At 59.1% G+C, this 26,797-nt stretch carries 19 protein-coding genes and 1 tRNA gene; 11 read left to right on the plus strand and 9 right to left on the minus strand.

The features are described from left to right. Positions 1 to 22: 22 nt before the first annotated feature. From KTAU_RS02690 to KTAU_RS02715, 6 genes are all read right to left on the minus strand, one after another. Entirely contained in the window at positions 23 to 871 is an 849-nt protein-coding gene (locus KTAU_RS02690; protein ID WP_151726904.1) for a hypothetical protein, read from the minus strand. A gap of 54 nt (positions 872 to 925) precedes the next feature. After that, positions 926 to 1,663, minus strand: coding sequence for a histidine phosphatase family protein (locus KTAU_RS02695; protein WP_151726905.1), 738 nt, complete (start codon positions 1,661 to 1,663; stop codon positions 926 to 928). A gap of 511 nt (positions 1,664 to 2,174) precedes the next feature. Beyond that, positions 2,175 to 2,247 (minus strand) — tRNA-Arg (locus tag KTAU_RS02700). A 585-nt stretch (positions 2,248 to 2,832) separates the two neighbouring features. Further along, positions 2,833 to 3,252 (minus strand): ArsR/SmtB family transcription factor, encoded by a 420-nt coding sequence (locus KTAU_RS02705; protein ID WP_151726906.1) that lies wholly within the window; start codon positions 3,250 to 3,252, stop codon positions 2,833 to 2,835. 358 nt (positions 3,253 to 3,610) lie between these two features. Beyond that, positions 3,611 to 5,419, minus strand: coding sequence for an aspartate--tRNA ligase (gene aspS, locus KTAU_RS02710; protein WP_151726907.1), 1,809 nt, complete (start codon positions 5,417 to 5,419; stop codon positions 3,611 to 3,613). 176 nt (positions 5,420 to 5,595) lie between these two features. Continuing rightward, positions 5,596 to 7,962 (minus strand): Stp1/IreP family PP2C-type Ser/Thr phosphatase, encoded by a 2,367-nt coding sequence (locus KTAU_RS02715; RefSeq protein ID WP_151726908.1) that lies wholly within the window; start codon positions 7,960 to 7,962, stop codon positions 5,596 to 5,598. Positions 7,963 to 8,785: 823 nt separating this feature from the next. Between KTAU_RS02715 and KTAU_RS02720 the strand changes: the two genes are divergently transcribed. The 7 genes from KTAU_RS02720 to KTAU_RS02750 all read left to right on the plus strand — a co-directional run bounded on the left by KTAU_RS02720 (position 8,786) and on the right by KTAU_RS02750 (position 16,595). Beyond that, positions 8,786 to 10,015 (plus strand): glycosyltransferase family 4 protein, encoded by a 1,230-nt coding sequence (locus tag KTAU_RS02720; RefSeq protein ID WP_151726909.1) that lies wholly within the window; start codon positions 8,786 to 8,788, stop codon positions 10,013 to 10,015. A gap of 30 nt (positions 10,016 to 10,045) precedes the next feature. Beyond that, a complete protein-coding gene (locus KTAU_RS02725; protein WP_170293007.1) occupies positions 10,046 to 11,704 on the plus strand; it encodes a sugar transferase in 1,659 nt (552 codons plus the stop codon). Between the two features lie 5 nt (positions 11,705 to 11,709). Next, complete coding sequence (locus tag KTAU_RS02730) at positions 11,710 to 12,885, plus strand: glycosyltransferase (protein ID WP_151726911.1); 1,176 nt, start codon at positions 11,710 to 11,712, stop codon at positions 12,883 to 12,885. An 85-nt stretch (positions 12,886 to 12,970) separates the two neighbouring features. Next, entirely contained in the window at positions 12,971 to 13,804 is an 834-nt protein-coding gene (locus KTAU_RS02735; RefSeq protein WP_151726912.1) for a YveK family protein, read from the plus strand. A 242-nt stretch (positions 13,805 to 14,046) separates the two neighbouring features. Continuing rightward, positions 14,047 to 14,727 carry a CpsD/CapB family tyrosine-protein kinase gene (locus tag KTAU_RS02740; RefSeq protein ID WP_151726913.1) on the plus strand — a complete coding sequence of 227 codons (681 nt, stop codon included), beginning with the start codon at positions 14,047 to 14,049 and terminating at the stop codon, positions 14,725 to 14,727. A 226-nt stretch (positions 14,728 to 14,953) separates the two neighbouring features. Then, complete coding sequence (locus KTAU_RS02745) at positions 14,954 to 15,622, plus strand: hypothetical protein (RefSeq protein WP_151726914.1); 669 nt, start codon at positions 14,954 to 14,956, stop codon at positions 15,620 to 15,622. 52 nt (positions 15,623 to 15,674) lie between these two features. Beyond that, positions 15,675 to 16,595 carry an alpha/beta hydrolase gene (locus KTAU_RS02750; protein WP_151726915.1) on the plus strand — a complete coding sequence of 307 codons (921 nt, stop codon included), beginning with the start codon at positions 15,675 to 15,677 and terminating at the stop codon, positions 16,593 to 16,595. Between the two features lie 261 nt (positions 16,596 to 16,856). Here KTAU_RS02750 and KTAU_RS02755 read toward each other — a convergent pair whose 3' ends face one another. Further along, on the minus strand, positions 16,857 to 18,020 hold the full coding sequence (locus tag KTAU_RS02755) for an acyl-CoA dehydrogenase family protein (RefSeq protein ID WP_151726916.1): 1,164 nt from the start codon (positions 18,018 to 18,020) through the stop codon (positions 16,857 to 16,859). 324 nt (positions 18,021 to 18,344) lie between these two features. Between KTAU_RS02755 and KTAU_RS02760 the strand changes: the two genes are divergently transcribed. Beyond that, the gene (locus KTAU_RS02760) at positions 18,345 to 19,556 is read left to right on the plus strand and encodes a tRNA dihydrouridine synthase (RefSeq protein WP_151726917.1); all 1,212 of its coding nucleotides are present in this window, start codon (positions 18,345 to 18,347) and stop codon (positions 19,554 to 19,556) included. A gap of 44 nt (positions 19,557 to 19,600) precedes the next feature. Here the strand turns inward: KTAU_RS02760 and queC are convergent, their stop codons facing one another. Beyond that, on the minus strand, positions 19,601 to 20,278 hold the full coding sequence (queC, locus tag KTAU_RS02765; protein ID WP_151726918.1) for a 7-cyano-7-deazaguanine synthase QueC: 678 nt from the start codon (positions 20,276 to 20,278) through the stop codon (positions 19,601 to 19,603). Positions 20,279 to 20,567: 289 nt separating this feature from the next. Between queC and KTAU_RS02770 the strand changes: the two genes are divergently transcribed. Beyond that, positions 20,568 to 21,239, plus strand: coding sequence for a queuosine precursor transporter (locus KTAU_RS02770; protein WP_228026289.1), 672 nt, complete (start codon positions 20,568 to 20,570; stop codon positions 21,237 to 21,239). 158 nt (positions 21,240 to 21,397) lie between these two features. Here KTAU_RS02770 and queF read toward each other — a convergent pair whose 3' ends face one another. Beyond that, on the minus strand, positions 21,398 to 21,853 hold the full coding sequence (queF, locus tag KTAU_RS02775) for a preQ(1) synthase (protein ID WP_151726920.1): 456 nt from the start codon (positions 21,851 to 21,853) through the stop codon (positions 21,398 to 21,400). A 569-nt stretch (positions 21,854 to 22,422) separates the two neighbouring features. Here queF and KTAU_RS02780 point away from each other — a divergent pair. Both KTAU_RS02780 and pstS read left to right on the plus strand, forming a co-directional pair. Continuing rightward, positions 22,423 to 25,113, plus strand: a complete 2,691-nt coding sequence (locus KTAU_RS02780) for an ATP-dependent Clp protease ATP-binding subunit (protein WP_170293008.1) — start codon at positions 22,423 to 22,425, stop codon at positions 25,111 to 25,113. Positions 25,114 to 25,567: 454 nt separating this feature from the next. Beyond that, positions 25,568 to 26,707 carry a phosphate ABC transporter substrate-binding protein PstS gene (gene pstS, locus KTAU_RS02785; RefSeq protein WP_151726922.1) on the plus strand — a complete coding sequence of 380 codons (1,140 nt, stop codon included), beginning with the start codon at positions 25,568 to 25,570 and terminating at the stop codon, positions 26,705 to 26,707. The last annotated feature ends 90 nt before the right edge of the window (positions 26,708 to 26,797 follow it).

Genomic DNA, 26,797 nt, shown 5'->3' on the forward strand with positions numbered 1-26,797 from the left:
TGTTGACTCTGGTCAGGCCGGCTCACGAGCGCAGCTGGCGCTCCTGTTTTCGCACTTTTTCGATAGCATTGAACATTTCGTGCATATCGATACCGCGTCCCTGAGAGATCTCTTGGAGGCAGGCGACACGGCGCTTAAAGGCGGCCCTGAACTCTTGAGAGGGCAAGCCAGCGATCGTGGCCAGTTCATCGATCACGCAGGCATCAGCATGCTCAAAGCTATCGTTCTCTGGATTCCAGACGGAAAGAGGCAGCTTGACGATCTCATCGGGACGCTCGGACGGAGCCGCAGGATGCAGATAATGGGTGGTGAACCAGCGACGACGCGGAGGGTAGATGCGCCCTACCAGGCCCATATTGATCACCAGGCCCAGACGACGAACATCTTCGACCTCGAGGCGGAGATCGCGACGGTACATGCGGATCACATCATCAATTGTATCGGCATGGACACTGGTAGCGATATGGAAGCCCTGCGAGGGCAGCCTCAGATAGCGGCGGGCCACCCGCCCCCACATATAAATCGGCAAATGATCGCTGACCTCATTGCAAAGAGCATAGGTGCGAGTGGGATCGACCTCCGGCAAGCGAGTGAAAGAGAAATCCTCATACATGCCGGACATATAGGCCAGCGCCGTCCCTTCGGGAAGAAACTGGAGCAGGGCATTAAGGGTTGTGGTCTTGCCAACGCCAGGCTGAGGATCAGTCGGTCCAGCCACCGTGAGCGAGGCACCGTGCTCCAGCATGAGCCAGATCAAGGCTACCGTCTCCGCATCCGTTGAGCCCAGGGCGATGATCTGCGCAATCGAGAGCGGGCGGCGTGACTCGTAATGCCACCAGTAACGCTCGTAAGGATCTCGCGGATCAAACATGCTGCTTCTTTCCTTCCAGCACTCTCTCAGCATAGACAACAGCTAGACAGCGCGCTAAGCCTCCCCTTCTATTGTACCCTTTTCCCCAGGCTGGCTGCCAGCACCTGGCGAAGCCGCCACTGGCGCGGCAGCAGGAGAGGCGGCAGAAGCATGCGCCCCCGGCGGGCGCAACCAGCCCGGGCGGGGAGTCCAGCCAACAGCAACCAGGCGAGGAGGCAACTCCCCCTCTAGCTCGACGATACTCACCGAGGCATTATCGATCCCCAGCAGGGGTGCCCGCACAGGCGGCAAGCCACTGTAGTGAGCCAGGAGCAGCTTGATCACATCAGCGTGAGCCACAAAGAGCGGCCAGGCGCCTGCCTCGGGGCGTTGACGCCAGCGCTCCACGGCGGCCACGGCCCGCTGCTGTACCTGGGGGAAGGTCTCAACGTCGGGAGAAGGAGCCACCGTTGGATCTTGCACAAACGCCTTCCAGGCGGGATCTTTCTTGAGCAGCTCATCGTAACGCTCACCAGCCCAGTGCCCCACATCGGTATCCATCAAATCAGGCTCCAGCCAGACCTCCAGACCCCAAGCCTGAGCCAGAATCTCTGCCGTATCACGCGCCCGCTCCAGCGGACTGCTGATAATGGCACTGATCGGTAGCACACTCAAGGCATCAGCCAGGCGCGCTACCTGCTGCCGCCCTTGATCGGTCAGAGGAATGCCAGGTAAGCGTCCAGGCAGGCGATGCTCAACGTTCCAGGAAGTCTGGCCATGACGCACAAAGAGCAAGGTTTGTTTGTTCTCCATTGAGCTTGCAGCAGTGCTCCCTACAGATTGGTCTTGCCGCCACCAGCGTAGGAGCTGGCGTCGCCACCTGAAGAGGCGGTAGTCCGTAGAGACAGAGAGCACCAGCACCTGGAGCCAACCAGTGAGACGCTCCCAGACAAGGCACCGGCGAGCAAGGCATAGGTAGCGACAGAACCAGCTGCGAGTCACGGCAATACTCCATCGGCATGCGAGGCAGGCCAGCGGATGAGCTGGTCCCCTGCCTGCTCGAAACCAAGGTCGCGCGAGCGAAGCCCTCACGAGGCTGGGATCCTCAGCAGTAGCGGCTGCCTCACAGCCATGTGGTTTCCATTGTAGCAGCGAGGAGAAAGGGCTGCAACCTGGCGACTGCCTGGCCACTCGCCCAGGCAGGACACAGCGCAGAGAGACCTCACAGTCAGACTGCCCGTCAAGGTCAGCCCCGGCCCCGAACCGGGCCAGAGATAAAGAAAAAGGCCCTGATCATTGGCGATGATCAGGGCTTATCGATCGGCGTGCCTGAGAGGGTTCGAACCTCTGACCTTTGGCTCCGCAGGCCAACGCTCTATCCACTGAGCTACAGGCACACTTACCACTTATCGTTTCCGCCTTGTAGGATACAAAAAATTTTGAGCCTTGTCAAGGGGGAAATTGGCCAGTTCGGTGAATTTGGGGGCAGCTCCATGCGAAGAGAGGGAAGAAGCTCAGCTCCACAGGAGACGCTGAGCGACCTCTTCTGCAACGAAGGCCCCCAGGTGAGGCCAGCAGCGCTGTTAGACCGGTAGCCTGAGCCTGCTTCGTATTCGTACCCCAGTCAATCTTATCCCCTGGCAGAGTGGGGGCCACCTCCCGCGCTAGAGCCTCGCTCCACCGCGTGCGCCGGTCAACCAGGGAGGGGAGAAGCAGGGGTCCTCTCCTACCACTCCCCTGACACCGTTGAGGACCGGTGAGAGGCCCACAGACAGAGAACTATCTGTTGACCATGCGCTAGAGGTGCGACGGCTCGCCAGCTCCTCTGACTAGCCGGAAAGAAGCCTCCCACCAGGAAGCAACCAGAGCTGATCCAGAGCACCTCAGGCATACCAGACATATTCCAGCCCAAGCACCAGCCCCAGCCAGATAGAGAATAGAGCCACCTGGCCAGGAGACATGCCAGATCAGGCCAGGCCAGGCTAAGAGACAATGCCGCTGATCACATCCCGAGCGCGGTTAAGGGCCTCGCGACGCACATAGTAATAAGCCCAGAGGCCCTTTTTACGGCAATCCACCAGCCCCGCATCTCGCAAAATACGGAGATGATGCGAGATAGTCGGTTGCTCCAAGGTGAAGCTCTCCACAATCTCAAAGACACACACCTCCCCTTCATAGCGACTTAACAGGCTCAGAATGCGCAGGCGCGTGGGGTCGGCCAGCGCCTTCAGCAAGCGAGCCTGGCCGATGGCCTCATCTTCGCTGAGAGCCGGCACGAACTTAGGCCCCACTCCCACCGACGAATGATGGGTTGAACCTGACTGCCGACTCAAGACGCTCAGTGATCCCGTTGAACCTGACTGTGTATTGCGAGTTGTGTTTCCCTGATTCGTTGTGGCCATTGTCTTCTTCTCCTTCCATCCTCCCATCCGGGTGATTTGAAACTTTCTCTAGATCTGGGGGGATCTACTTCCAGTATACTTGCCTATCCAAATCGTATTAAGGAGAAATCTATCGTTAACTCACAAGCGAATTTTTGGGCAAGAAAAAGATACAAATTTTACTAAACAATATTAGCAAATTCAGATGCATATAAATATTAACCTTCAATTAATTGTCTATAGAGAAAAAGCAGTAGACTGAATAGGGGACGCCAGCCGAAGCAGCCCCTGCGGGCAGGGATAACCCCAGGCTTTTTGGGGCGGGGTTGGCTGCCCGCAGGTTCCTCTGTGCAGTATGCACTGCGAGAGGATCTACACTTCAGCTATGGACAGGAGGCTGGGGGATCTCCTCCACAGCGCGCACCTGTAGATGGAGTTCTCGCAGCTGCTGCTCATCCACGGGTGAAGGAGCGTTCAGCAGCAGATCCTGAGCGCTCTGCGTCTTGGGGAAAGCGATCACCTCGCGAATGGTCTGCTCGCCGGCGAGAATCATCACCAGGCGGTCCAGGCCCAGGGCAATACCACCGTGGGGAGGAGCGCCGTATTCGAAGGCTTCCAGCATATGGCCGAAGCGGTCGCGAATCTGCTCATCGCTATAATTCATCAACGAGAAGACCTTATGGAGCAGTGAAGCCACATTAATACGGACACTGCCCCCGCCGATCTCGGAGCCATTACAAATGATATCGTACTGGCGCGAACGCACTTTCAGCGGTTCCGTCTCCAGCAAAGGCACATCCTCCTCACGCATTCCCGAGAACGGATTATGCTCGGCCTCGTAGCGTCTCTCCTCCTCGTTATAGCTGAGCAGCGGGAAGTCAACGACCCAACAGAAGGCCAATTCCTGGGGATCGATCAGCCTTAGACGCTCTGCCAGGCGCAGGCGCAGGCGAGAGAGCACCTCATTGCAGACCTCTACGCGATCGGCCACGAAGAGCAGGAGATCACCCGGGCCGGCCTGCATGCGGCTGACAATGGCCTGGAGCTGCTCCGCCGGCAAGAATTTAGTCAGGGCAGACTTCAGCTCGCCCGTCGGGCTGATGGCCAACGAGACCAGGCCTTTAGCTCCCAGGCTGCGAGCAAACTCTGTCAGCTCCTCCACTTCGCGTCGGCTGTAGCCTGCCGCTCCGGGGACGCGAAGTCCTTTGACTGCGCCGCCAGAGGTGAGCGCCTGCTGAAAGACCGCAAAGTTGCCAGCCGCCAAGTCGGAGATCGTCACCAACGGCAACTCAAAGCGTAGGTCGGGGCGATCAGTACCGTAGCGCTCCAGAGCCTCTTCATAGGAGAGGCGCGGGAACGGCTTCTGTTTGATGCGCTTCTGCGTCACCTGCTCGACTACAAAAATCAACAGTCCCTCGATGAGATTCATCACATCGTTCTCATCGACAAAGGCCATCTCGATATCCAGCTGCGTAAACTCCGGTTGCCGATCCGAGCGCTGGTCCTCATCGCGGAAACAGCGGGCGATCTGGAAATAGCGGTCCAGACCGGCGACCATCAACAGCTGCTTGAGCTGCTGGGGCGACTGCGGCAAAGCATAGAAGTGACCGGGATAGAGCCGGCTCGGCACCAGGTAATCGCGCGCCCCCTCGGGTGTGCTCTTGATCAGAATGGGCGTCTCAATCTCCAAAAAGCCGCGCTCATCGAGATAATCGCGCATAGCCTTGATCAAGCGATGGCGCAGGATCATATTCCTACGCATCCTCGACCGGCGCAGATCAAGATAGCGATACTTCAAGCGCAGCGTCTCCTCAACCTGGCTCTCGTCAGCAATCGAGAAAGGAGGCACACGCGAAGGATTCAGGACGCGGATGGCTGTCGCCACGACCTCAATAGCCCCCGTCTCCAAATGGGGATTTTCCGTGCCCGGCAGGCGCGGCGCCACCGTCCCCGTGACCTCGATCACATACTCCGCCCGCAGCTCGCTGGCAACACGATGCGCTTCCTCTGAGCGTGAGGGATCACAGACGACCTGCGTGATCCCATAGCGATCGCGCAGGTCGAGGAAAATCAGCCCGCCATGATCGCGCCGGCGATTGACCCAGCCTGCCAGGCGCACCTGCTGGCCACAGTGCTCTTGACGCAACTCTCCACAGGTATGGGTACGATAATGTACGGCGAAACTCACGATTGCTCAGGACTCCTTCTTCACTGCCATTCACGCACACGCAAGAGGATAACCGCCACCCGAGAAACAGCCCAATTCGGCCCATTCGACCCGGAAAAGAAAGAAAGCCTCCCAGGCAGCGGTCCCTGCTGGCCACTCTCTGCAATGGTTTTCACCAAGTGTACACCATCTCGTGGTCAGGCACAACTCCCCGACGAGCTGGTGTCGACAGCAACCACATTGAGCAGGGAGGCGGTATTCTGAGCAAGTGTATAGAGCAGGGTGCCACTGGAGGGATCAGGCTGAGCGCTGCGCAGGGAGGCAAACAGGCCTGGGGAGGTGTATTGTCCCGTCAGCTGCACTAAGATACTATTCGAGTCAGAAGTGCCACCAGCTGAGCCGCCGCCGAGCGGCGTAAAAGCGAGCAAGCGATGGGCAGCGCTATCGGCCACATAGAGATGGGGAATATGATTCACCAGGCCGGCAGAGAGGGTGGCCTTGTTCGAGGCCAGCAGAGGCACAGGACCCTGCTGCGCCGGAACCGTGACAGTAGGAACAGGAGTAGCCGCAGTGAACCCCTGATCGCTGACCGGGAGAGCGCTGGGAATGGGACGCTGCACCTGCACAGGAACCGGTACCGGCTCCTGGGCCTTGCCCGAGGTGTACTGCAGACTCTGCACACTGCCATCGCCCAGCAAGAGGAAGAGCTGATTGTTGGGGAAAGCGGCAATACTGACCACATTGGCCGAGATCGGCAGCGGCGCTTGCTTGGCAGTCAGCTTGGTACGATCGAAGTCGACGATCTGGGCACTGTTGGGAGCCTGTTTAGAAGAGAAGACCACATAAACATCGCCATCCCAGGCCGCGATTAACGACGGGACCTGACCGTTGGAGGTCAAGGCAGTATCGATAGGGACTGTTTTGGCCTTCGTCTGGCCAGCCTGCAGGGCAGCCAGCTCATAGCTGACAGAGGCTGCTCCCTGGCTCTGACTGGTGCGAGCCAGGAGCAGATAGAGCTGCGAGCCATCATTGGCACTGGCCACGCCGAGCACCTTTCCATCAAGGTTGAGATGATTCTGCAGGCTATATTGACGATTAACCTGCATCAGTGGGTAGAGCTGGCTATCCTCACCCAAGGCGTATAAAAGCGCCTTCCCCTTCTGCTGCAGGATTGCCAGGCTGCGGGCCCGCGTGGCAATGCTGCCGGTATTGATTGGACTCACGCCAGTATTGGAACAGGGGAGGGAAGTAATGCCAAAGCGCTTATTGTAGGCAGTCAGAGCGGCCTCAGCATGGCTGGTCAGCGAGCGCTGAAGACTGGCAAGCTGCGTCCGCTGAGCATCTGAGAGCGACACGCCCTGAAGTGAGCGCAGAGACTGCTGGGCGCTGGCCAGATCTTGCAGAGCGCGCACAGGATCGCTGCTCAGCTCACCTGTAGCGCGGTTGATCAGAGTCGTTGCCTGGGCCAGGACTTGATCGGGATCAGGACCTTGGCGGAGCACCAGATAGTAGACAGCCCCGACAACCAGCGCCAGGAGGACCACCGTCAGCAGGGCTACATTGAGAAAGAAGATCCGTCCCCGCCGCCGGCGTTTGGAGACAGGGAAGGCAGGAGCGGCTAGCGGCGCTGCATCCGCCAGCGTCGGCACGGCGCGAGCCGAGAACGAGAATGTACCACTGTGGCCATTGCCATAGCGCGTCCCTGCCTGGCCAGCCGAAGAGGCCAGTGAAGTCTCCAGAATCGCCGTATCCTCCTCGGGTCCACCGACCGCCACAGGGCGCCGTTGGCGAGGAGGCGGTTCGACCCCTACCTCGTTGACACGAATCACAATCGCCGTAATATTGTCGGGACCCCCGTTTTCATTGGCGCGCTCCACCAGGTGATAGACACTCTCCTGGGGGACGAAGCGATTGACGATATCCTGCAGTTCATCCTCAGTGATCAAGCCGGAGAGGCCATCGGTACAGAGGACGAGCGAGTCCCCCTCCTGCAGTGGCTCGGTGAAAATATCGATCTCGACATCGGGTTGTGTGCCCAGCGAGCGAGTGATCACATTGCGCTGCGCGTGAGTACGGGCCTGATCCTCAGTCAACAAGCCAGCGCGTACCTGCTCGGCGACCCAGGAGTGATCCTGAGAGATCTGCTTGACCGTCTTGCCGCGGATCAGATAAGCGCGGCTATCGCCTACATTGGCAATATAGGCCATATTCCCACGCAGCACCGCTGCCACGCAGGTTGTGCCCATGCCGTTGCGCAGCATATTCTCGGCTGCGCGCTGATGAATGGCGGCATTGGCTCGCTTAATAGCGCGGACCAGGGCGACCGGAACCTCATCGCTGTCGTCCTGATAGTATGCCGTGCTAACAGTGTCTACGGCAATCTCGCTTGCCACCTCCCCCGCCGCATGACCGCCCATGCCATCGGCCACAATGAACAGTGAGCCTTTCGTTGCCATCACCTGGGGGTCCTTAGGGATGACATAGGCCATATTGTCTTCATTGTGCTCACGCCTGCGGCCAACGTCTGTTAGCTGTGCAACGTCGAGACGGAGTTGTTTGGCCAAAGCACTTCTCTCCCGTACTTGATAGCTCGCGATTGAGTGATGTGCACACTAGGCAATTCCGAGACTTTAGGCTATATTACACCGACGCCGAGAAAAACGCAACGCATGGGAAAGGCATAGCAAGGCCGAGTAGAAGCCGCGCCACCAGGCCCAGCCCCACCCGCCCTGGTCGGCTCCTCCTCAGCATGCGTAAGCAGACAGCCTTGCTGATCACAGGACCGCGCGTACCTTCTTCAGGCGCTGCTGGCGCTGCCCTTCCCTCTCACGACAATCTCCTGTCCGGCTAGCTGCCGTCTCCGCTGCTCTTCCCCCCTCTCCGGCTGGCTCGCTCTGTGAGCAGGCAGCTCGCTTTTGGTAGCCGACCAGGAGGAATGCCTCCTTTTTTGCATTGTATACAGGCAAGGGGCTGTGGTCAAGAAAGCTGGCCTGAGTGGTTCTGGGGGCCAGGGTGAAACCAGACTCAGGCCAATGAGAGAGCAGAGAAAATCTGGCCAGGCCACAGGCACTCAGAGCCAGAGCCAGGAGCTGGTCCTTCTATGCGTCCGGGCGGGCTGGTCAGAGACGGCGAGGATTCCCTGTGTCTAAAGGACAGAGCCATGCGTTTATCCGTAATAGGGTAGTGGAAGCAGGTGGTACAAAGGCAAGTCAAGTTAGTGCTGGTAAGCTGAGCTATTGTTCTCGGGAGGCAAGAGCAGACAAAGGGCGGGTGAAAAGGCCCAGAGTTGTTACCAGGTCAGCCTACAAGCCGTTCTTCTGGCAGGTTATAGCAGCTGCTATAGCATAGAATAGGGAATACGCCTTTCTGGGAGGGGCAGCAGTTGTTATGCATATTGGGATCAATGCCCAGCTCTTATCGTACAGCCAGAGCTATCGTAATAGTGGAGTGAGCCGCTATATCCGCCGGTTGCTGGAAGGGCTGGCCCAGGAACCTGGCGAGCATTGCTATACTATCTTTGTCAATGGTCCTGAGGTGGAGGAGCAGCTAGCGGCGGTGGCACGCCATCCGCAGCTGACCTATATCAGTGCCCCCTGGCCAGAAGAGCAGCCTGTGAGGCGCGTGGCCTGGGAGCAGCTGAAGCTCCCGGGCGAGCTGCGCCAGCGGCGCATCCAGCTGCTGCACTCGCCGGTGAACGTACTCCCTTTCCGGTTGCCAGCGGACTGCCACGGCGTGGTGACTCTCCATGACCTGGCATTTCTCCGCTTCCCGGAGGTTCTGACAGGCCCAAAACGGCTCTATCAGCGCACCTTTACGGTACATAGTCTACGCCGCGCAACGCTGATCATCGCGGTCTCAGAAAGCACGCGACGCGATGCCATCGAGCTGCTCTCTCTGCCGGCAGAGCGTCTGCGTACCGTCTACCCCTGCATCGACGCTCGCTTCACTGCCAGCCAGCAGGATGAGCAGGCAGTACGGGCGCTACGCGCCCGTTATGGACTTGAGAATGGGTTTATTCTCTATTTTGGGACGCTAGAACCACGCAAAAATCTCGATACACTGATTGAGGCTTTTGCTCGTCTGAAGCGCCAGCAGGGCATTCGGGAGAAGCTCGTGCTGGCGGGGAGCAAGGGCTGGCTCTATGATTCGATTTTTGCCCGCGTTCGCCGCCTGGGGCTTGAGTCAGAAGTCCTATTCCCGGGTTTCATCGCGGACAGCGAGCAGGTTTTATGGTATCATGCAGCCACGGCCTTTGCTTATCCCTCCCTCTATGAAGGGTTCGGACTGCCGGTAGCAGAAGCGTTGGCCTGCGGGCTGCCGGTGGTCACCTCTACTGTCTCCAGCTTGCCCGAAGCAGGTTCCGGCGTGGCTCTGACGGTAGAGCCGCGCGATGTGGACGCCCTGGCGAACGCCCTGTACCGGGCGCTCAGCGATGAGGCCTACCGGCAGCACTGCCGCGCAATGGCCAGTACGGTGGCAGAACGCTTCTCGCTGCGCACAATGGCTCGCCAGATGCGAGCTGTCTATGAGGAGGCCCTCAGCGAGAAGCCGCCAGAGCCACAGCAGCCTGAGCCGTGGTCGCAACGCAAGGAGCAACATGTTTCTTCTCTTGAGTGATAAAACGTTCAAAAAAGCAGGTATATGGCCGTGAAAGGTAGCGAACTCTCACAAGCACAGCTCTCCAGAACGCCAGCAGCGGGTCCGGCGAGCGCAACGCCGAAGTCCCCAGCCGAGGCCACCGCTTCAGCGACAGGTGCCAGTATGATGGCCGGCAATACGGGGGTCATGGGAGTGACGGGAGCTACCGGCCAACTGACTCGTATTATCTCACAGCGGCGCTCCCATCGCCGCCAGTGGCGCATCCTTGAGTGCCTCGTGATGGTGCTGCTAGATGCCACCCTGGTCGCGATTTCGTTCTATCTTGCTTACCTTATCCGTTTCCAGCTGCTGTTTGAAAGTCCCTGGCTCGATCGTCTGCGCCGTGCCCTGACCGATGCCAGTCCTAGCCATGCCACATTTATCCCTCTCGATAAGCTGACCGAGATGCAGGCCGGCATCGTGATCGGAGCTATCGCCATTTTCGCCGTTCGCGGCCTCTATCGGCTGCGCCTGACCGGTACCTGGTTCCGCCAGATGTGGACGATTACCAGCTCGGCCACCATCGGCATGGCCTTCTTGATCACCTACTACTTTGTCTTTCAGCCGACAGCCAATTCGCGCTTGCTGGTACCCTTCGTCTGGGCCATCTCGATCGTGCTGCTCTGCCTCGGGCGCCTGATCGCTTCGGCTATTATGGGCACGCTCTACCAGCTTGGTCTGGGGGAGACTCGCGTCCTGGTGGTCGGCTCAGGTCGCCTGGCCAAGATGATTATGCAGCACGTCGCGGCTAACCCCAGCCTGGGCTACTCCATTGTGGGCTTTCTCCACGACCTGGAGAACGCTCCCGGCGATTTTGGCCGCTTCAAGATGCTGGGTACGCTGGATGACCTGGGTATGGCCATCCGCTCGATGCAGGTCGATGAGGTGATCATCGCTCTGCCCTCTCACTTGCATGAGCAGGTGATCAGGACTGTGCGCCTCTGCGAGCGGCTAGGTGCCTCTTTTAAACTCATTCCCGACCTCTATGAGCTGAGTCTCTCGCGCATCGATATGGAGTCGATCGAGGGTATCCCCCTCATCGGCATCAAGCAGTCTTCGCTCAACCGCTGGCAGCGGGCCGTCACGCGCGCTGTTGATATCGTGGTCTCCAGCCTGATCTTGCTTCTGGGCGCCCCGCTCTGGCTGTGCATTGCCCTGGCTATCCGCCTGGACTCGCCCGGCAGCGTGATCTACAAGTCGACGCGCATCGGGCTAAACGGTAAGCCTTTCCAGATGTATAAGTTTCGCTCGATGTATCAGAACGCTGACCAGATGCTGGCGGCTCTGCTCGACCGCAATGAGGCGCAGGGACCACTCTTCAAGATGCGCGCTGATCCACGCATAACGCGCGTTGGGCGTCTTCTGCGTAAGCTGAGTTTGGATGAGATTCCCCAGTTCATCAATGTGCTCAAAGGAGAGATGAGCCTGGTCGGCCCCCGCCCGGCGCTGCCCCGCGAAGTCGCTCAGTACGAGGAGTGGCAGAAGGGTAGACTGGCTATTAAACCGGGGATCTCCGGCCTCTGGCAGGTGCGCGGGCGGAGTGATTTAAGCTTCGATGAGGGCGTTTTGCTCGACCTCTACTACATTGAGAACTGGTCGCTGCGCCTCTACTTTCAGATCCTGTTGAGCACGATTCCTGCGGTCATTTTCAGGCGGGGTGCATACTAAAAACGATGAGAGTAGCGCTCGTCCATGACTATCTGAATCAGATGGGGGGTGCGGAGCGCGTTGTTCTGGCGCTACACGAACTGTTTCCCGACGCCCCCCTCTATACTTCTATCTACGATCCGAAACGGGTTGATCCCGCGTTTCGGCGGATGGATATCCGCACCTCTTTTATGCAGAAATTTCCTCTGGTGACGAGCCATCACCAGCCCTATTTGCCCTTCTACCCCTATGCAATGGAAAGTCTGGATCTGCGCGGCTACGATTTAGTGTTGAGCAGTTCTAGCGCTTTCGCCAAAGGGGTGATTACGCGCCCGGAGACGCTGCATATTTGTTATTGCCATACGCCAATGCGCTGGTGCTGGAACTACGAGGAATACGTCGAGCGCGAGCAGCTGGGACGCCTGGCTCGCAGCCTCTTGCCGTTTTTGATCAGCAGGCTCCGCCTCTGGGACCAGGTGACGGCGGCTCGCGTTGACCACTTTATCGCCAATTCTCCCGTGGTGGCGGAGCGCATCCGCAAGTACTACCGTCGCGAGGCAGTGGTCATTCCTCCGCCGGTTGATGCCAGCCGTTTCAAGTTTGAGCCGCAAGCTAGAGGTGACTATTTTCTGATTGTGAGCCGCCTGGTTCCTTACAAGCGCATTGATCTGGCCATCGAGGCTTGCAATGCTTTACGTCTGCCTCTGGTCATTATTGGAAAAGGGCGTGATCTGCCTCGCTTGCAACGGCTGGCTGGGCCAACGATCCGCTTTGCTGGCCAACTCAGCGATGCGGAGGTGCTGGACTATTTTGCGCACTGCCGGGCCCTGATTTTTCCGGGCGAGGAGGATTTCGGTATCACGCCGCTGGAGGCCCAGGCCTCGGGCCGTCCGGTCATCGCCTATGGCGCCGGCGGCGCTCTGGCTTCCGTGATTGGGGGCGTGACCGGCGTCTTTTTCCGCGAGCAGACGGTGGAGAGCCTGGCCGCCGTGCTGGCTACCTTCGATGAGCGGGCCTTCGATCCTTATAGGATTCGTGAGCATGCGCTGGAGTTCGATAAGCCGCGTTTCCAGCGCCGCATGCTGCAATTCATCGAGGCGAAACTGGCAGAGCGCCAGTCACACGAGCAGACTCTTGCTCACCCCTCGGTCGCAGTGAAGGGCAAACCACGGCGTGAGGCAGGGGCCTCTGGAGCGCCATAGCCTGGCGGCTCAGCAGTCCGCTCCGCTACTGCTGGCTTCTCTTATGTATGCCAAGCCAAGAAGAAGAGAGGAAGGATAGTTAATCGTGGAATTGCGAGCTTATTGGGGTGTCGTTAGGCGCCGTCTCTGGCTCGTTATACTAGTGGTTGTTATTGCCGCTCTCTATGTTACTTACCAGGGCTATCATCTCTGGAAGACGCCCGGCGCGCTGAAAGCTTACCACTCGACGGTAACGATTCAGGTGGGCTTGCAACCGGAGCCTCGCAGCATGATACCTAGCTATATCGAAGATATGCAGGTGGCCGAGTCGCTGGCCGATGCCGTGCCGAGCGTGGTTACTATGCCTGGCTTCGACCAGGCCGTCTCGGACCAGATCGGTCAGGATATGCAGGCGATCCAGGCGCGTTACGGGAATAGCCCTGACCTAGGCGACTGGCAGAATCCGAGCGCGATTGGAGGAGCGCTTTCGGCCAGCCGGTCGCATAACCTGGTGACCATCGACGTCAGTTGGCCTTCTGCCCCCGGCGCCTGGGCCATTGCCAATGCTGTGGGCGAGGTGCTGACGAGCCATCTGAATACCTATCTTGACTATATCATTGAGGGAACGCCAGGAGCCAGTCCCGGTGCGCAGCAGCTGCAGCCGGCAGCTATTGGGCGCCTGGTCAGTCCCGCCTCCGATCCCACCCTTGGCGCCGGTTCAGCGGGAAACCGCTTGACGCTTCTGGCCGCGATCATGCTCGTGGCTCTGATTATTGGTCTGGCGCTGGCTTTCCTGGTAGACTACCTGGATGATCGCCTTCGTAGCGCCGAGGAGGTCGTTGAGCTACTACAGTTGCCGGTATATGGTGAGCTGCCCCGGGCACCACGCTCTGGGGAGCAGCGAGAGCGACGGCAAGTCCCTCCCGCCCCGGTGCCCTGAGCTGCTCACTCCACTCCAGCTAGCTCCTGAAGGCAGGCGATCTCTCAGTAAGTGTACAAGTAACCATGCTTCGGCAAATTGCTATTGCTCTAACGACCGAGAGGAGAGGACAGATAAGGGGGGAGGATGCAAGGTGAGAGCGACAACAATGAACGGCTGGCAGGCAGATCATTCGGGGTTCGCAGGCCAACAAGCCCAGCAGCCTGACAGCCTGATCTTTTGGCAGCTCGGGAGATTGTATCGTGGGTGAATCACATACACAGATGCAGCCTTTGTTATCGGATTATGATCCTGGTTCAGCCTACGTTGAGGCGGTCTTCTCGCTATTCGCTACCATCCGCCTGAACTGGGAGAGCCAGCAGCGTTCTCTGGCACTACTGCTGACCAGTCCGTCTCATCCAGAGGAGCAGGCAACAGTGGCAGCTAATTTGGCCATTGCTTCGGCTCAAAGCGGTCTGCCGACGGTGTTGATTGAGGCTCACGTGCGCCACCCCGGACTGAGCCAGCGTTTCGGCCTGAGTCAGGGTCCGGGTCTCTCGGATATGCTCTTGCAGGAAGAGGCTGTGACGCCACAACAGGTGAGCCGCTACCTGGCGCCAACGTTTGTACCTCACCTCTGGCTGCTGAGTAGTGGTATAGGAGGGATGCCGCACGGGCTGGCTCCTTATGCAGCTCGTTTACCCGAGCTGCTCCGGAGTCTGCGCCGCTTTCTAGAGGAGGGCCAGGGCCAATCAGGCTTGCTGGTGGTGCATGGAGCCCCCGTTCTGGAAGGCGCCGATGCTTCGCTGCTGGGTGCTTACGTTGACCAGACCTTCCTGGTAGTTGTTCTGGGACGCAGTACACGGATGGCCACAAAGAAGGCGAGTGAGCAGCTCCAACGCGCCCGCGCCCGCCTGAGTGGGGTCATTCTCACGCAGGGATGAGTTGGTGGCGCTTTTCCCTGCTTCGCTTCTTGCAAGCAGGTCAGCCTGGCTTGCCTCTCGGGCGGTTCCCCATTCATAATGTCATTAAGAGCAGCGAGTGTGAAAGCGAGTAAGCTCGGGAACAGGTGTCGCCTGTGACAGTACAGCGCGCTCTGCTGCGCGCAGTCAAAGAGCGATACCTGTGGACAAGCTATCGCGATGCAATAGCACATGGCAGGAGGATCGCATGCCAGGACGCAGGGACCGGGATGAAGAGTCTCAGGAGCGCTACGAAGAGGATTTCGCTGAGTTTGAGATGGCCAACGGGGCCAATGGTCACCGCTACCGCTCCCGTCGTCGGTCGGCAGGGTGGAGATCGCCTGCCGCCTGGCCTCCTCCTGATGACGTTGATGTCGAGCCAGAGCCTCCTCGCAGACGTAAATGGCGCTGGTGGTGGTTGGCTATCGCCGCCTTGGTCATCTGCGGAATCTGTGGCTTCATGGGAACCTTCGCCGCCGTCAATTTGGGTATCGGCATGAGTCTCAGCAAGGATGCAGCAGTGACCGCCAGTAACTTTCTTGCCGCCCTGGGAACCCAGGATTACGCTCAGGCCTATCGCTATCTTGGTCCCCCCATGACCCTCCAACCAGGCGCCCAGAGCACCTTTATTGCTCAAGCCCAACACTACGATGCTTGCTTTGGCACTGTGGTGGACTATAAGCAGGTCGAGGGCACAACCGTTATCCAGGACAACACCTGGAGTTCTACCTATGAGGTCACCCGTAGCAAACTCCAGCGTAGCTATCGCCTGACGCTCACACTGCAGGAGGATAGCAATCATCAGTGGAGAATTGTAGACTATCAAAGCGAGGGAGCCGATAATGCTTTGGCTCCTTCTCAGCCGGCCTGCCAATAAGCGGCCGGCTGGCTTATGACACAAGCGAAAGGCTTCTGGAAAAGAGCGCGTTATGCCCAGCCTGCGAAGCATCTTGTTTCGTCACCTTGTGCGCCTTGGCTCGCTCAGCAATCGAGCAGATGTGAGCATTGCCCAGCTACGAGCAAGCATGGAGAAAGGGAACTGGTTTCTCTCTCTCTCGGTTCCCTGTGGCACAGTGACCGAGCCGGTTTCGGCAGGTGGAGTTCCAGCGGAGTGGGTCTTGCCCCCTGGCAAGCGCCGCCGTGGCACGGTCTTGTTCGTGCATGGAGGGGCATTTGTTATGGGTTCACCACGCAGTCATCGTGGCCTGGTGGCTCGCATTGCGGCAGCGGCGCAGCTGGAGGCGCTTGCCATTGACTATCGATTGGCTCCTGAACATCCCTTTCCGGCAGCGCTTGAGGATACGCTGACCGCCTACCGCTGGTTGCTCAGGGAACATTGCCAGGCTTCAGAGGCTGTTCTGATCGGTGATTCTGCCGGCGGCAATCTTGTCCTGGCGGCCCTGCTAGCTCTGCGAGCCGCTGGCGAAGCTCTGCCAGCAGCGGCGGTCTGCTTATCGCCCGCAACAGCCCTCGATGGCAAGGGCGAGTCGCTGCGCACCCATGCCGAGCGCGACCCGGTTCTGCGTGTCGAGACCGTTGGCCCCCTGGTCGCTGCCTACGTGGGGGACCATGATCCGACGGAGCCATTGCTTTCCCCGCTCTACGCTGATTTGCACGGCCTGCCGCCACTGTTCTTGCAGGTAGGCAGCGATGAGATTCTCCTCAGCGATGTGATCGCTTTTGCTGAGCGGGCGCGCCAGGCCGGTGTAACCGTAGAGCTGGAAATCTGGGAAGGCATGTGGCATGTCTGGCAAATCGGCGCTCCCTGGATGCCCGAGGCCACCCACGCTATCCAGCATATCGGTGCTTTTATCCAGCGCCAGCTTGCCACTCAGGCGCGAGCCGCTTGAGCGAGCAGCCTGAGCGGGCAAGGAGGTAACAGCAGGCAAGAGAGAACCGGCCTTGCCTATCCGGGTGAGGAGCCGGCGTTGCTCCTTCTTGCCTGCTGCCGCCGCAAAGACCTGTCTCTTACCATTACCGGGGCCTGACCTGACCCAGGCAGGGATACCGGCAGCCCCGGTCTCTCAGGCGGGCCACGACCGGGCCAGCAACCAGCTTGCTGAGATCGAGGTAGATGATACGGAGTGAGGGAAAATGGCTGCTTCTTCCCCCTAGTACCAGTTGAGCAGGTTATCCTTCACTGCGCGCGCGATAATCAGGCGCTGAACCTGGCTTGTTCCCTCGACGATCGTGAGCTGGCGCGCATCGCGATAGAAGCGCTCGGTCAGCGACTCATGCATGTAGCCCAGGCCACCCATGATCTGAAGAGCTTTATCGCAGGCTTCAACCGCGGTCTCTGTGGCAAAGGCTTTGGCCATCGAGAGAAAGTGTGCGTGCTCACGATCGGCTTTTCCTTCATCGACCAGCAGTGCAGCCTGGTAGGTGAGGAGGCGCGAGGCTTCAATGTGCATCGCCACCTCGGCAATCATCATTTGAATGGCCTGGTGCTCGATCAGCGGTTGACCGAAGGTTTGACGTTGACGCGCGTAGTCAACAGCATATTGAATAGCGCCCTCGGCGGTGCCAACGCCGCGCGCCGCGACGCAAGGACGCACCGAATTGAGATTCCACATGATGAGCTTGAAGCCCTCGTTCTCGCGGCCCACCAGGTTGTGGGCAGGCACACGCGCCTCCTCAAAGATCAGTTCACAGGTGGGAACTCCATGTACGCCCATCTTACGGTCTTCTCTACCAACGCGGAACCCGGGTGTGTCACGATCGACGATGAAGACGCTGAAGCCACGAGAACCAGCCCTGGGATCGGTTTTGGCGGCAACGAGGAAGAAATCGGCGACGCTGGCACCTGAGATGTAGCATTTGGTGCCGGTAAGGATATATTCGTCCCCTTTCCTTACTGCGCGAGTGGCAATATTGGCCGAGTCGGAGCCGGCCCCTGGCTCGGTTAGGCCGAAGGCTCCGCGCAGCTCGCCGCGCGCAGTCCCAGCACAGTATTTCCTCTTCTGTTCCTCAGTGCCCGCTTTAAGAATGGCGCTGGTGGAGAGGCGCGTCAGGAGAAGGATGAGGGCACAGGCATTGTCGACCTTGGCAATTTCCTCTATCGCCAGCGCTAGCCCAAAGATGCCGGCGCCACTGCCTCCTAATTCTTCAGGGAAGCCCAGGCCCAGCAGGCCGGTTTCCTTATAGACCTGGAAAATATCCTCGGGGTAGATCCCGGTATCATCAAGCTCGGGAGCGCGAGGCGCAACGACTTCCCTGGCGATGCGTCTAGCGGTGTCGCGAATTAATTGCTGCTCTTCAGTCAAGTAGAAATTCATCGCGCGTAGACTCCTTTACTGCAGCCGGAGATCCAGACAGGATGAGCAGAGCAAGGGACTCCGCTGTTCCGAAGCGACAACGAGCGCCACTGCTCCTGCGGCCCATTATATCCCAAGGCCGTCACCGGATGCCAGACAGCCAGAGAAACAGAGGGCCGACTTGCCAGATTGGGCACGACAAGGCTATAATTCCAATGATAAGGTCGGTAGAGAGAAGGGCTTGACAGGTGCTGCCATGCGCCTGGTATCCAGTCTTCAGTGCCTGGCATCTCGCTATTCAGCACCTAGTCAACCCACTAGGGGAAGGTGGCACCAGAGGGAGATATGACAAGGTACCCATCGTTCTGGGAGAAGATACCACAACCAATTGTCGGGCTGGCTCCGATGGATGGAGTAACAGACGCGCCATGCCGGACTATGCATGGCCTCTATGGGCGGCCCGATCTTGTGATTACCGAGTTTACCAACGTCGAGGGCCTGTGGCGAGGCAGCGACCGTATCTTTCGCGATTTTCTCTACACGCCCGCCGAGCGGCCCGTGGTCGCGCAGATCTTCGGCAATAACCCGGAGTCCTTCTACCGTGCCGCTCACGTGGTCTGTGAGCTAGGCTTCGACGGCGTCGACATCAATATGGGTTGCCCGGCCAAGAGCGTGGCCAGCCGTGGTGGCGGTGCGGCCCTGATCTGCACGCCCGACTTGGCGAAAGAGATCATCCGTGCCACCCAGCGCGGGGTGCGCGACTGGGCTAATGGCCAGACGCTCGAGGATCTGGGAATGGAGCCGGAGCGCATCCAGCGCATCCGGCAGATGAATGAGGAGCGCATCCGCCTCTGGGGAGATCAGCCACGCAGCGAGCGCCGGTTGATCCCAGTCTCAGTGAAGACGCGTCTGGGCTACGCTTCTATCGTTATTAAGGACTGGGTACAGCATCTGCTAGAGACTGAGCCATTTGCCATCTCGCTGCACGGGCGGACGCTGGTGCAACATTACAAGGGTGAGGCCAACTGGGAGGCCATCGCTACCGCCGCAGAGATCGTGCGCCAGACGGATACACTGATTCTCGGCAATGGTGACATCCACTCGCTCTACGAGGCAGCCAAGCGCATCCGCGAGACGGGCGTGCATGGGGTGCTGATTGGGCGTGCTACCCTGGGCAATCCCTGGATCTTCCGCGATCGCGAGCGCATGAAGAACCTGCTCAATGCCGGTATTGAGCCAACGGAGGCCGACCTGCCTCCCCCCAACCCGAGCCGGGAGGAGCGCCTGCTGATGGCCCTGGAGCACGCGCGAGTCTATACCCAGCTCAAGGGCGAGGATCATTTCGTCGAGCTGCGCAAGCATATGGGCTGGTACCTGGGCCATTTCCCGGGTGCTAAGTATGTCCGCAATGCCCTGGTGCGCGTCAATAGCCTGGCGGAGGTGGAGGCTATCATCTACCAGGCTCTGGAGAATCCGCAAGCCTTCTCAGGGTATAGCGCTGAGGAGGAGACCGTCGAAGAGGCAGTTTCCACACTCGACCTGAGCTGCGCCTGCTAAGCCAGCCCTGGGTGAAGCCTCTGTCTTTCTCACCCAGGGCCAGGTTACTGGAGATAGTCAGTGGGATCAGGGATACCAGCCAGCTGGAAGGCTTCTTTGCGCTCGTTACAGGTACCGCAGGTGCCGCAGTGTTTCTCGCCCCCCTTGTAGCAGCTCCAGGTTTCAACGAAGGGAACGCCCAGCGCCGCACCGAGGCTGACAATCTGCTCTTTTTTGAGGTGGGCAAAGGGCGCTTCCAGATGCAGGCGTGGGTGCCCATGCCCCTCGACCGCCAGGCGCTCCATTGCACCAAAGGCCTCGATAAAGGCCGGGCGGCAGTCAGGGTAGATAAAGTGGTCGCCGGCGTGAGCGGCAAAAGCTACCACTTCCGCCTCTTCGGCCACGGCGATTCCATAAGCAATGGCAAGCATGATGGCATTCCGATTGGGTACGACTGTGATGGCCATGTTCGCAGCAGCATAGTGCCCATCAGGAACAGCTACGCTTTCATCGGTTAGAGCCGAGCCTTTGAAGTGCTGGCCAAGTTGGCGTAGATCGAGGAGAGAAAAAGCCGCCTCTAGACGCTGGGCACAGCGCTCGGCAAAGAACAGCTCTTTGCGATGACGCTGGCCATAGTCAAAAGAGAGCAGATGGAGCTGATACCCTTGGGCATGGAGTAGATGGGCCAGAGTAACACTATCAAGCCCCCCACTGACAACAGCGATCGCTTTGGGACGAGCCATGCTTGCTTCTCCTTCCAGTTGTTCACCCTCACGCTGGCCGGGTCAGGTGAGTCAGGTGTGTGTGATCGTGTGATCGTGTGATCAGAGTGCTTCCAGCCGGAGCCTGTTGGGTGACCACCCCAACGAGAGACGATAGCGGCTGCCACCTGCCTGATAGAGTAGGAGTCACCGGGATAGATGCGCGATGGCGACTGCTCTTGATATTGTACGCAGACGCGCACAGCCTGTGAAGATCTGAAGGCAGGCAGACGGGTGTTCGCAGAGTCAACGCTAAGAAAGGATGAGTCCGTTGCGAGTATCGTTCTGGTTCGTAACAATTGCGGCATTATTTGTCACCTGCTTGATTACTGCTAATATTATTGCCGTCAAGATCATCGCCCTGGCGGGCTTGCTCGTGCCCGCGGGCATCATTGTCTTTCCGTTGAGTTATCTGTTCGGCGATGTCTTGACAGAAGTCTACGGCTATGCGGCTGCGCGGCGCGTTATCTGGCTTGGCTTCGCCTGCAATCTACTGGCGGTGATCGCTATTTTTGTGGGAGGGCTGGCCCCCGCCGCTTCCTTCTGGAAGCAGCAGGCCGCCTACAACGCCATTCTCGGCTTCACGCCGCGCTTACTGCTCGGCTCCTTCGTGGCCTATCTCTGCGGCGAGTTTGCCAATTCTTTCGTCCTGGCTAAGCTCAAGATTCTGACGAAGGGGCGCTGGCTCTGGACGCGGACCATCGGCTCGACGCTCGTAGGGGAGGGACTGGATACGCTGATTTTTATTACGATCGCCTTCTGGGGCGTGATCCCAGCTGCCGAGCTGCTGACGGCGATGCTCACGCAGTGGCTTTTCAAGGTTGGCTACGAGGTGGTGGCGACGCCACTGACCTACGCAGTCGTCAATTTCCTCAAAAAGCACGAAAAGATCGATACATTCGATTACAATACCAATTTTAGTCCAATTCTGCTCTCGCGCTGACAGAGCCAACAGTGACAGGTTAGGTCAGGGCTATGGTCAGCGAGAGAGGCCCTCTCTTCTGCCTCCCTTCCCGGGCTGCCGGACACTCTCGGGGGTCCACCGGCCGCCGGGAAGGTGGGCAACTGGTCGTGCCTCTCTCGCTCCGGAGCCGGAGCTGATTACAGGCTGCTCCCTGTCATGTGACGCCGATATTCAGGACGGGGACCGCTATAGTTGGGAGCGACATACTCAGCGAAGATAATCGTCTTGATATTGCCTCGCACATTGAAGTCCCCAGCCACACGCATCCAGCGCGGCCCAAGCAGTGTCACTAGATCGTTCAAAATGGTATTGGTGGCGGCCTCATGGCTGATCTGCCGATCGCGATAGCCGTTGATATAGAGCTTGAGGCTCTTCAGCTCAACTACCGAGCGGTCAGGGACATAATCGATGACGATGGTAGCGAAATCCGGGAAGCCCGAGCGCGGACAGAGACAGGTAAACTCGGGAATCTCCAGGTGAACGACGTAGTCGCGCTCGGGGTTCGGATTAGGCCAGGCTTCCAGGCGATTGGCGGCAATCTCATCCAACCCGTAGCGTCCCGGCACACGCGTCTGTTGCTGCTCTTCACTCATAGGAGAATGACCTCCACTTCTTCAATCAGAACAAGGAAAGCCAGCAGGCCAGAGCGAGCTGGCTTGAGGCACAGTCGCGAGCAAGAAGAGAGCAGAGACAGGCGAGGCTGCCCCTGCTCTGCTTTACTAAGCAATACGCTACTTGAACTGCAACTTCGAATGAAGTTCGCGAGAGAATCGTAGCATATCCACGACACGGAGTCCAGGGACATCAGACAGCTCACCACTATGAGCAGGAGACCTTTATTTCTTCGTCTCAGAGCGAGCAGTCTAGCTCTTCCCCTTTCCTACCTCAGCATTGTCCGTCTGCCATAGCAGTATCTAGGGAGGGAGGGAGGGAGGGAGGGAGGGAGGGGATTGCTTTTCCCCTTATGGCTGACGCCCCTCCTGCCGACAGGAGATATTGTAGAGGTATGTATCCCTATCGATTATTGCTGATTTATGTCCACAGGCCCCTGCTTGCCTCCCTCCGTCTCAGTGCCCTGTCAGCGCGGCCTGGGCGAGGAAGTAGTGGTCTCTTCTAGCTGGTGAGCTTATTTTTGTAGGACATGGTTAACAAGGCCAGATCAATGAAACATGTGTCTGAAACCTATACACCTGCTGCTCGCCTGGCCCTGCACTACGCACGCGAAGAGGCCAGCAAACGGCATCGCAGGTTAATTGGCAATGAGCAACTGCTGCTGGGCATCTTGCGCCTCAACGATCCCCTCATTGGGCAACTCCTGACCTCCTTCATGCTGCGGCCTGCCCTGCTCCGCCACATGATTGAGGCGTTGGACAGACCGCGCAAGCGTGTCCACGCGTCCCGTCAGACGCTCTCCCCGGCGACGCGGGCGGCCTTACGTGCCGCTGCTCTCTACGCCAGGAGACTAGGAGCACCTTCCATTGCGCCAGAGCATCTGCTCCTGGGCCTCCTCAGCGTCCAGGATCGCCAAGTCGCTTTACTGCTGGGTCTGCTGGAAGGCTTTGGCATCACCTGCGCCAGCGTACGTGCTCGCTTGCAGGCCCTGGCCACACCTGGCTCATTGCCCGACCAGGCCGCCTTCACGCCTGCGCAGGCCGGTGAGCCAGGAGCGCAAGGCAGCTCTGCCTCCGATCTTCCATCAGGCACGCCAGCCAGCACAGCCAGTGACCTCCAATCGAGTTACCGTGAGCGCTATGAGCGTACCCCGGAACTAAACAGTGTTAGCCACGATCTGACGCTAGCGGCACTAGAGGGGCGCCTGGACCCCCTGATTGGACGCGAAGCTGAACTGACGCGCACAATTCAGATCCTGCTGCGCTATACCAAAAACAACCCGCTGCTGCTCGGGCCAGCGGGTTGCGGCAAGACGGCCATTGTCGAGGGACTGGCCGCCCGCATTGCCACCGGCAGTGTGCCAGAATGCCTGCGGGGCAAACGAGTTGTCGCCCTCGACATCGGCCTGCTGCTAGCCGGTACACGCTACCGCGGCGACCTGGAGGAGCGTGTACAGGGTATCTTTGCGGAAATCAAGGGTGCCGGTGACGTTCTCCTGTTTATCGATGAGATTCATATGCTCATCGGCGCCGGCGGCCCAGCCAGCGCCCCGAACGTGGCCAATCTGCTCAAGCCTCTGCTGGCCCGCGGACACCTGCAATGCATCGGGGCCACTACCTTTGAGGAGTACACCCGCCATTTCGAGCAGGACGCTGCCCTAGCCAGGCGCTTCCAGCCCGTCTTCATCGCTGAACCGGGTGCCGTCGAGACGCTGGCGATCCTGCAGGCCCTACGCCCACGCTACGAAGCCTTCCACCGCGTCCTCATCAGCGACGAGGCATTGAAGGCGGCGGTGCGTCTTTCAGGACGCTACCTTGCCGGACGTGCCCAGCCAGACAAGGCGATTGACCTGATCGACGAAGCGGCCGCCATGCTGCACCTGCGCCAGGCCCTGCCGCCCCCAGCTCTGCGCCAGCTCCACGAGGAGTTAGCCAGCCTGCGAGCGAAACGAGAGGCCGCCATACGTCAACAGCACTTCTCCACGGCTCTAGAGCTACGCCGACAAGAGCAGCAGCTTCTGCGCCGTGCTTTGACCATCGAGAGTGAGTGGCTGATGCAGAAGTTGCCAGGTACCGCAGCTTCGAACTCAGCTACCTCAGCCGCGCGTCCGCGCGTTGACGAGGGGACTGTGGCCACGGTGGTAGCGCAGTGGACAGGACTGCAGGTGACCTTTCCAGGCGGCACAGAGGCCCAGTATTTGCTCTCCCTGGAGCACCTGCTCCAGCAACGAGTCGCCGGCCAAGAAGAAGCCATCACTACCGTCGCCCGGGCCGTACGCCGCGCGCGCAGCAACCTACGTGATCCGCGACGGCCCGCCGCCTCATTCCTCTTCGTTGGCCCCAGCGGCGTCGGAAAGAGCCATCTGGCAACAGCCCTGGCCGAGGTCCTGACAGGAGACGAACGCGCCTTAATTGCACTGGATATGGCCGCCTTCACGGAGCGCCAGCAGGTACAGCGCTTGCTCGGCAGCCCACCGGGCTATCAGGGCTACAAGGAGTCTGGTCTCCTGAGCGAGGCCCTCCGCCAGCGGCCAGCCAGTATTGTTCTCTTCGAAGGCCTGGAAAAGGCCCATCCAGCTTTGTTCGACCTGCTCCTGCAGGTCCTGGAAGATGGGCACCTGAGCGATGGCCAGGGCCGACTAGTGGATTTCCGCGAGGCCATCATCATCCTCACTACTAATCTGCCCACCTCCTCAGAACAAGCCGCCATCCTCGGCTTCGGGAGCGGCCTGCCACCAATACGCCGGTGGAAGCAGCTCCTCACCCAGCTTCAGCACAGCTTCCGGCCAGAGCTGCTTAACCGACTCGATGCCATTATCCCTTTTCACCCCCTCAAGAGAGAGCATCTAGCCCAGATTGTTGATCAATTGCTGGGCGCTAGCTGCCAGCGGCTGGCCCAACTCGGCATCAACCTGCAAATCAGCTCAGCCGCACGCGACTACCTGCTCAGTCGCGGTCAGCGGCAGCTCCTCGTCGCGGGTGCTCGTCCGCTGCGGCAGCTCGTGCGCCACGAGGTGGAAGACTGCCTCAGTGAGGCGCTGTTGCGAGGCGAGATCGGAAGGGGTGACCACCTTCTCTTGGTCCCCGACGACGAGAGCAGCTATCTGCGCCTGGAACGGGTGTCCCAGGCCAGAGGCAAGGGGCAATCGTCATCGATAGAGCCGCATCCTTCCTCAACAGACAGCTCCCCAGGCTCAGTAGCCCTATCGTGGTCGGAGGTATCTGGCCACAGCGCAGCCTGATCAGCTAATAAAGAGAAACAGTATAACCTTCCTTACCAGAGGCCCGCCGTGGAAGAGAGCACTGGCAGCCAGGGCTCAGCTCCATCCCGCTCAAACGTTATAGTCTCCACGGCGGGCACCCTTCTACACTCTTCATCCCCGTCGTTCGCGGCAAGAGCTTCCCTGCGGAGCCACTCCAGGTGCTCTCGGCAGAGTGGCGCCCCTACCTCCTTAACAGAGCCTTCCTATCCTTTCGGCAAACTTTAACCCGCCCTTAAAGGCACTTAACCCCCGCTTAAAGGGCCATTAAAGCGATAACTGTACAATTCGGGTGGTGCGGAAAAGAGCCAGGGCACGCCCGAACGGAACAGCGGCCCGGCTAAGGCCGGCAGCGCGGCCTGTCCGCTAACCAGCTTATCTATTTTCCGCTGCTGTCGCGCCACGGCAGCGTCACTGAGGAGGGGAAACCAGCGCTATGACACCATTCACACCTTCACTCCGCCACCGAGGGCGCCCGCGACTGAGATATCTCGGTGCCCTCCTGCTGCTGGGCTTGCTAGCCTTACTGGCAGCCTGCGGCAACAGCAACAGCTCCAGCGGAGGCACGACTACAGGCAGCGGCAGTACCTGCCCTTCGACCAAGCAGCTTACGGGCGCTGGATCGACATTTGACAATCCTTTATTCTCAAAAATGTTCCAGGAATATCCCAAAGTAAAATGTGGTATCAACGTAAACTACCAGGCAGTAGGAAGTGGAGCTGGTATTAATAACCTGTTACAGCACATTGTTGATTTCGGTGCCACTGATGCGCCTATGACCAACGATCAGCTCAACAAGAGCACCAGTGGACCGATCTTGCACATCCCGATTACCATCGGAGCGGTGGCCATCTCCTATAACCTCAGCGGAGTCAGCCAGCTCAAGCTGACAGGGCCGATTCTGGCCGCCATTTACGAAGGCAAGATTACCACCTGGGACGACCCGCAGATCAAGGCCATTAATAGCGGCCTCAACCTGCCCCATAAGAACATCACCGTCGTCCACCGCTCTGACGGCAGCGGCACCACCAGTATCTTCACGCACTATCTCTCGGCGGTCAGTCCAGACTGGCAGAGCAAGGTCGGGGCTGGTACCACCGTTAACTGGCCCACGGGTGTCGGAGCCAAAGGAAGCTCCGGCGTCGCCGGGCAGGTCAAGAACACCGATGGCGCCATTGGCTACGTTGAGCTGTCCTACGTTCTTGCCAACAATATTCCCTACGCCCTGCTCCAGAACGCCGCTGGGAAGTTTGTTGCGCCCTCACTTGACAGCGCCAAAGCCGACGCCGAGAGCTTCAGCAATATCCCGGCAGACCTGCGCTTCTATATCGTCAACGGCAGCGGCGACAATGCCTATCCAATCACCGGCTTCTCATGGGTCGTAGTCTACCAGAACCAGAGCAACAGCGATAAGGGCCAGGCCCTGGCGCGCCTGCTCTGGTGGATGGTACATGACGGGCAGCAGTATGCGCAGACGCTCAACTATGTGCCACTGCCAGACACAATCGTCAGCAAGGATGAGGCCCAAATCAAGGCCATGCGTTGTGGCAGCAGCGCTTGCTACAGCGGCTCCTGAAGAGCGCGTCGGCGAGCTGACGAGCAAGATCAGCCAAGCAAGCATAGGCAGGGAGCTGTATCTTACAAAGATCAGCCCCTGCCTCATCAC

Source organism: Thermogemmatispora aurantia, from assembly GCF_008974285.1.
GTDB lineage: Bacteria > Chloroflexota > Ktedonobacteria > Ktedonobacterales > Ktedonobacteraceae > Thermogemmatispora > Thermogemmatispora aurantia.

Excerpts from the sequence above, each read along its gene's own strand:
- KTAU_RS02690 (WP_151726904.1), bottom strand. The coding sequence starts at position 871 with ATGTTTGATCCGCGAGATCCTTACGAGCGTTACTGGTGGCATTACGAG.
- KTAU_RS02695 (WP_151726905.1), bottom strand. The coding sequence starts at position 1,663 with ATGGAGAACAAACAAACCTTGCTCTTTGTGCGTCATGGCCAGACTTCC.
- KTAU_RS02705 (WP_151726906.1), bottom strand. The coding sequence starts at position 3,252 with ATGGCCACAACGAATCAGGGAAACACAACTCGCAATACACAGTCAGGT.
- KTAU_RS02720 (WP_151726909.1), top strand. The coding sequence starts at position 8,786 with ATGCATATTGGGATCAATGCCCAGCTCTTATCGTACAGCCAGAGCTAT.
- KTAU_RS02730 (WP_151726911.1), top strand. The coding sequence starts at position 11,710 with ATGAGAGTAGCGCTCGTCCATGACTATCTGAATCAGATGGGGGGTGCG.
- KTAU_RS02745 (WP_151726914.1), top strand. The coding sequence starts at position 14,954 with ATGCCAGGACGCAGGGACCGGGATGAAGAGTCTCAGGAGCGCTACGAA.
- KTAU_RS02750 (WP_151726915.1), top strand. The coding sequence starts at position 15,675 with ATGCCCAGCCTGCGAAGCATCTTGTTTCGTCACCTTGTGCGCCTTGGC.
- KTAU_RS02755 (WP_151726916.1), bottom strand. The coding sequence starts at position 18,020 with ATGAATTTCTACTTGACTGAAGAGCAGCAATTAATTCGCGACACCGCT.
- KTAU_RS02760 (WP_151726917.1), top strand. The coding sequence starts at position 18,345 with ATGACAAGGTACCCATCGTTCTGGGAGAAGATACCACAACCAATTGTC.
- queC (WP_151726918.1), bottom strand. The coding sequence starts at position 20,278 with ATGGCTCGTCCCAAAGCGATCGCTGTTGTCAGTGGGGGGCTTGATAGT.
- queF (WP_151726920.1), bottom strand. The coding sequence starts at position 21,853 with ATGAGTGAAGAGCAGCAACAGACGCGTGTGCCGGGACGCTACGGGTTG.
- KTAU_RS02780 (WP_170293008.1), top strand. The coding sequence starts at position 22,423 with ATGAAACATGTGTCTGAAACCTATACACCTGCTGCTCGCCTGGCCCTG.
- pstS (WP_151726922.1), top strand. The coding sequence starts at position 25,568 with ATGACACCATTCACACCTTCACTCCGCCACCGAGGGCGCCCGCGACTG.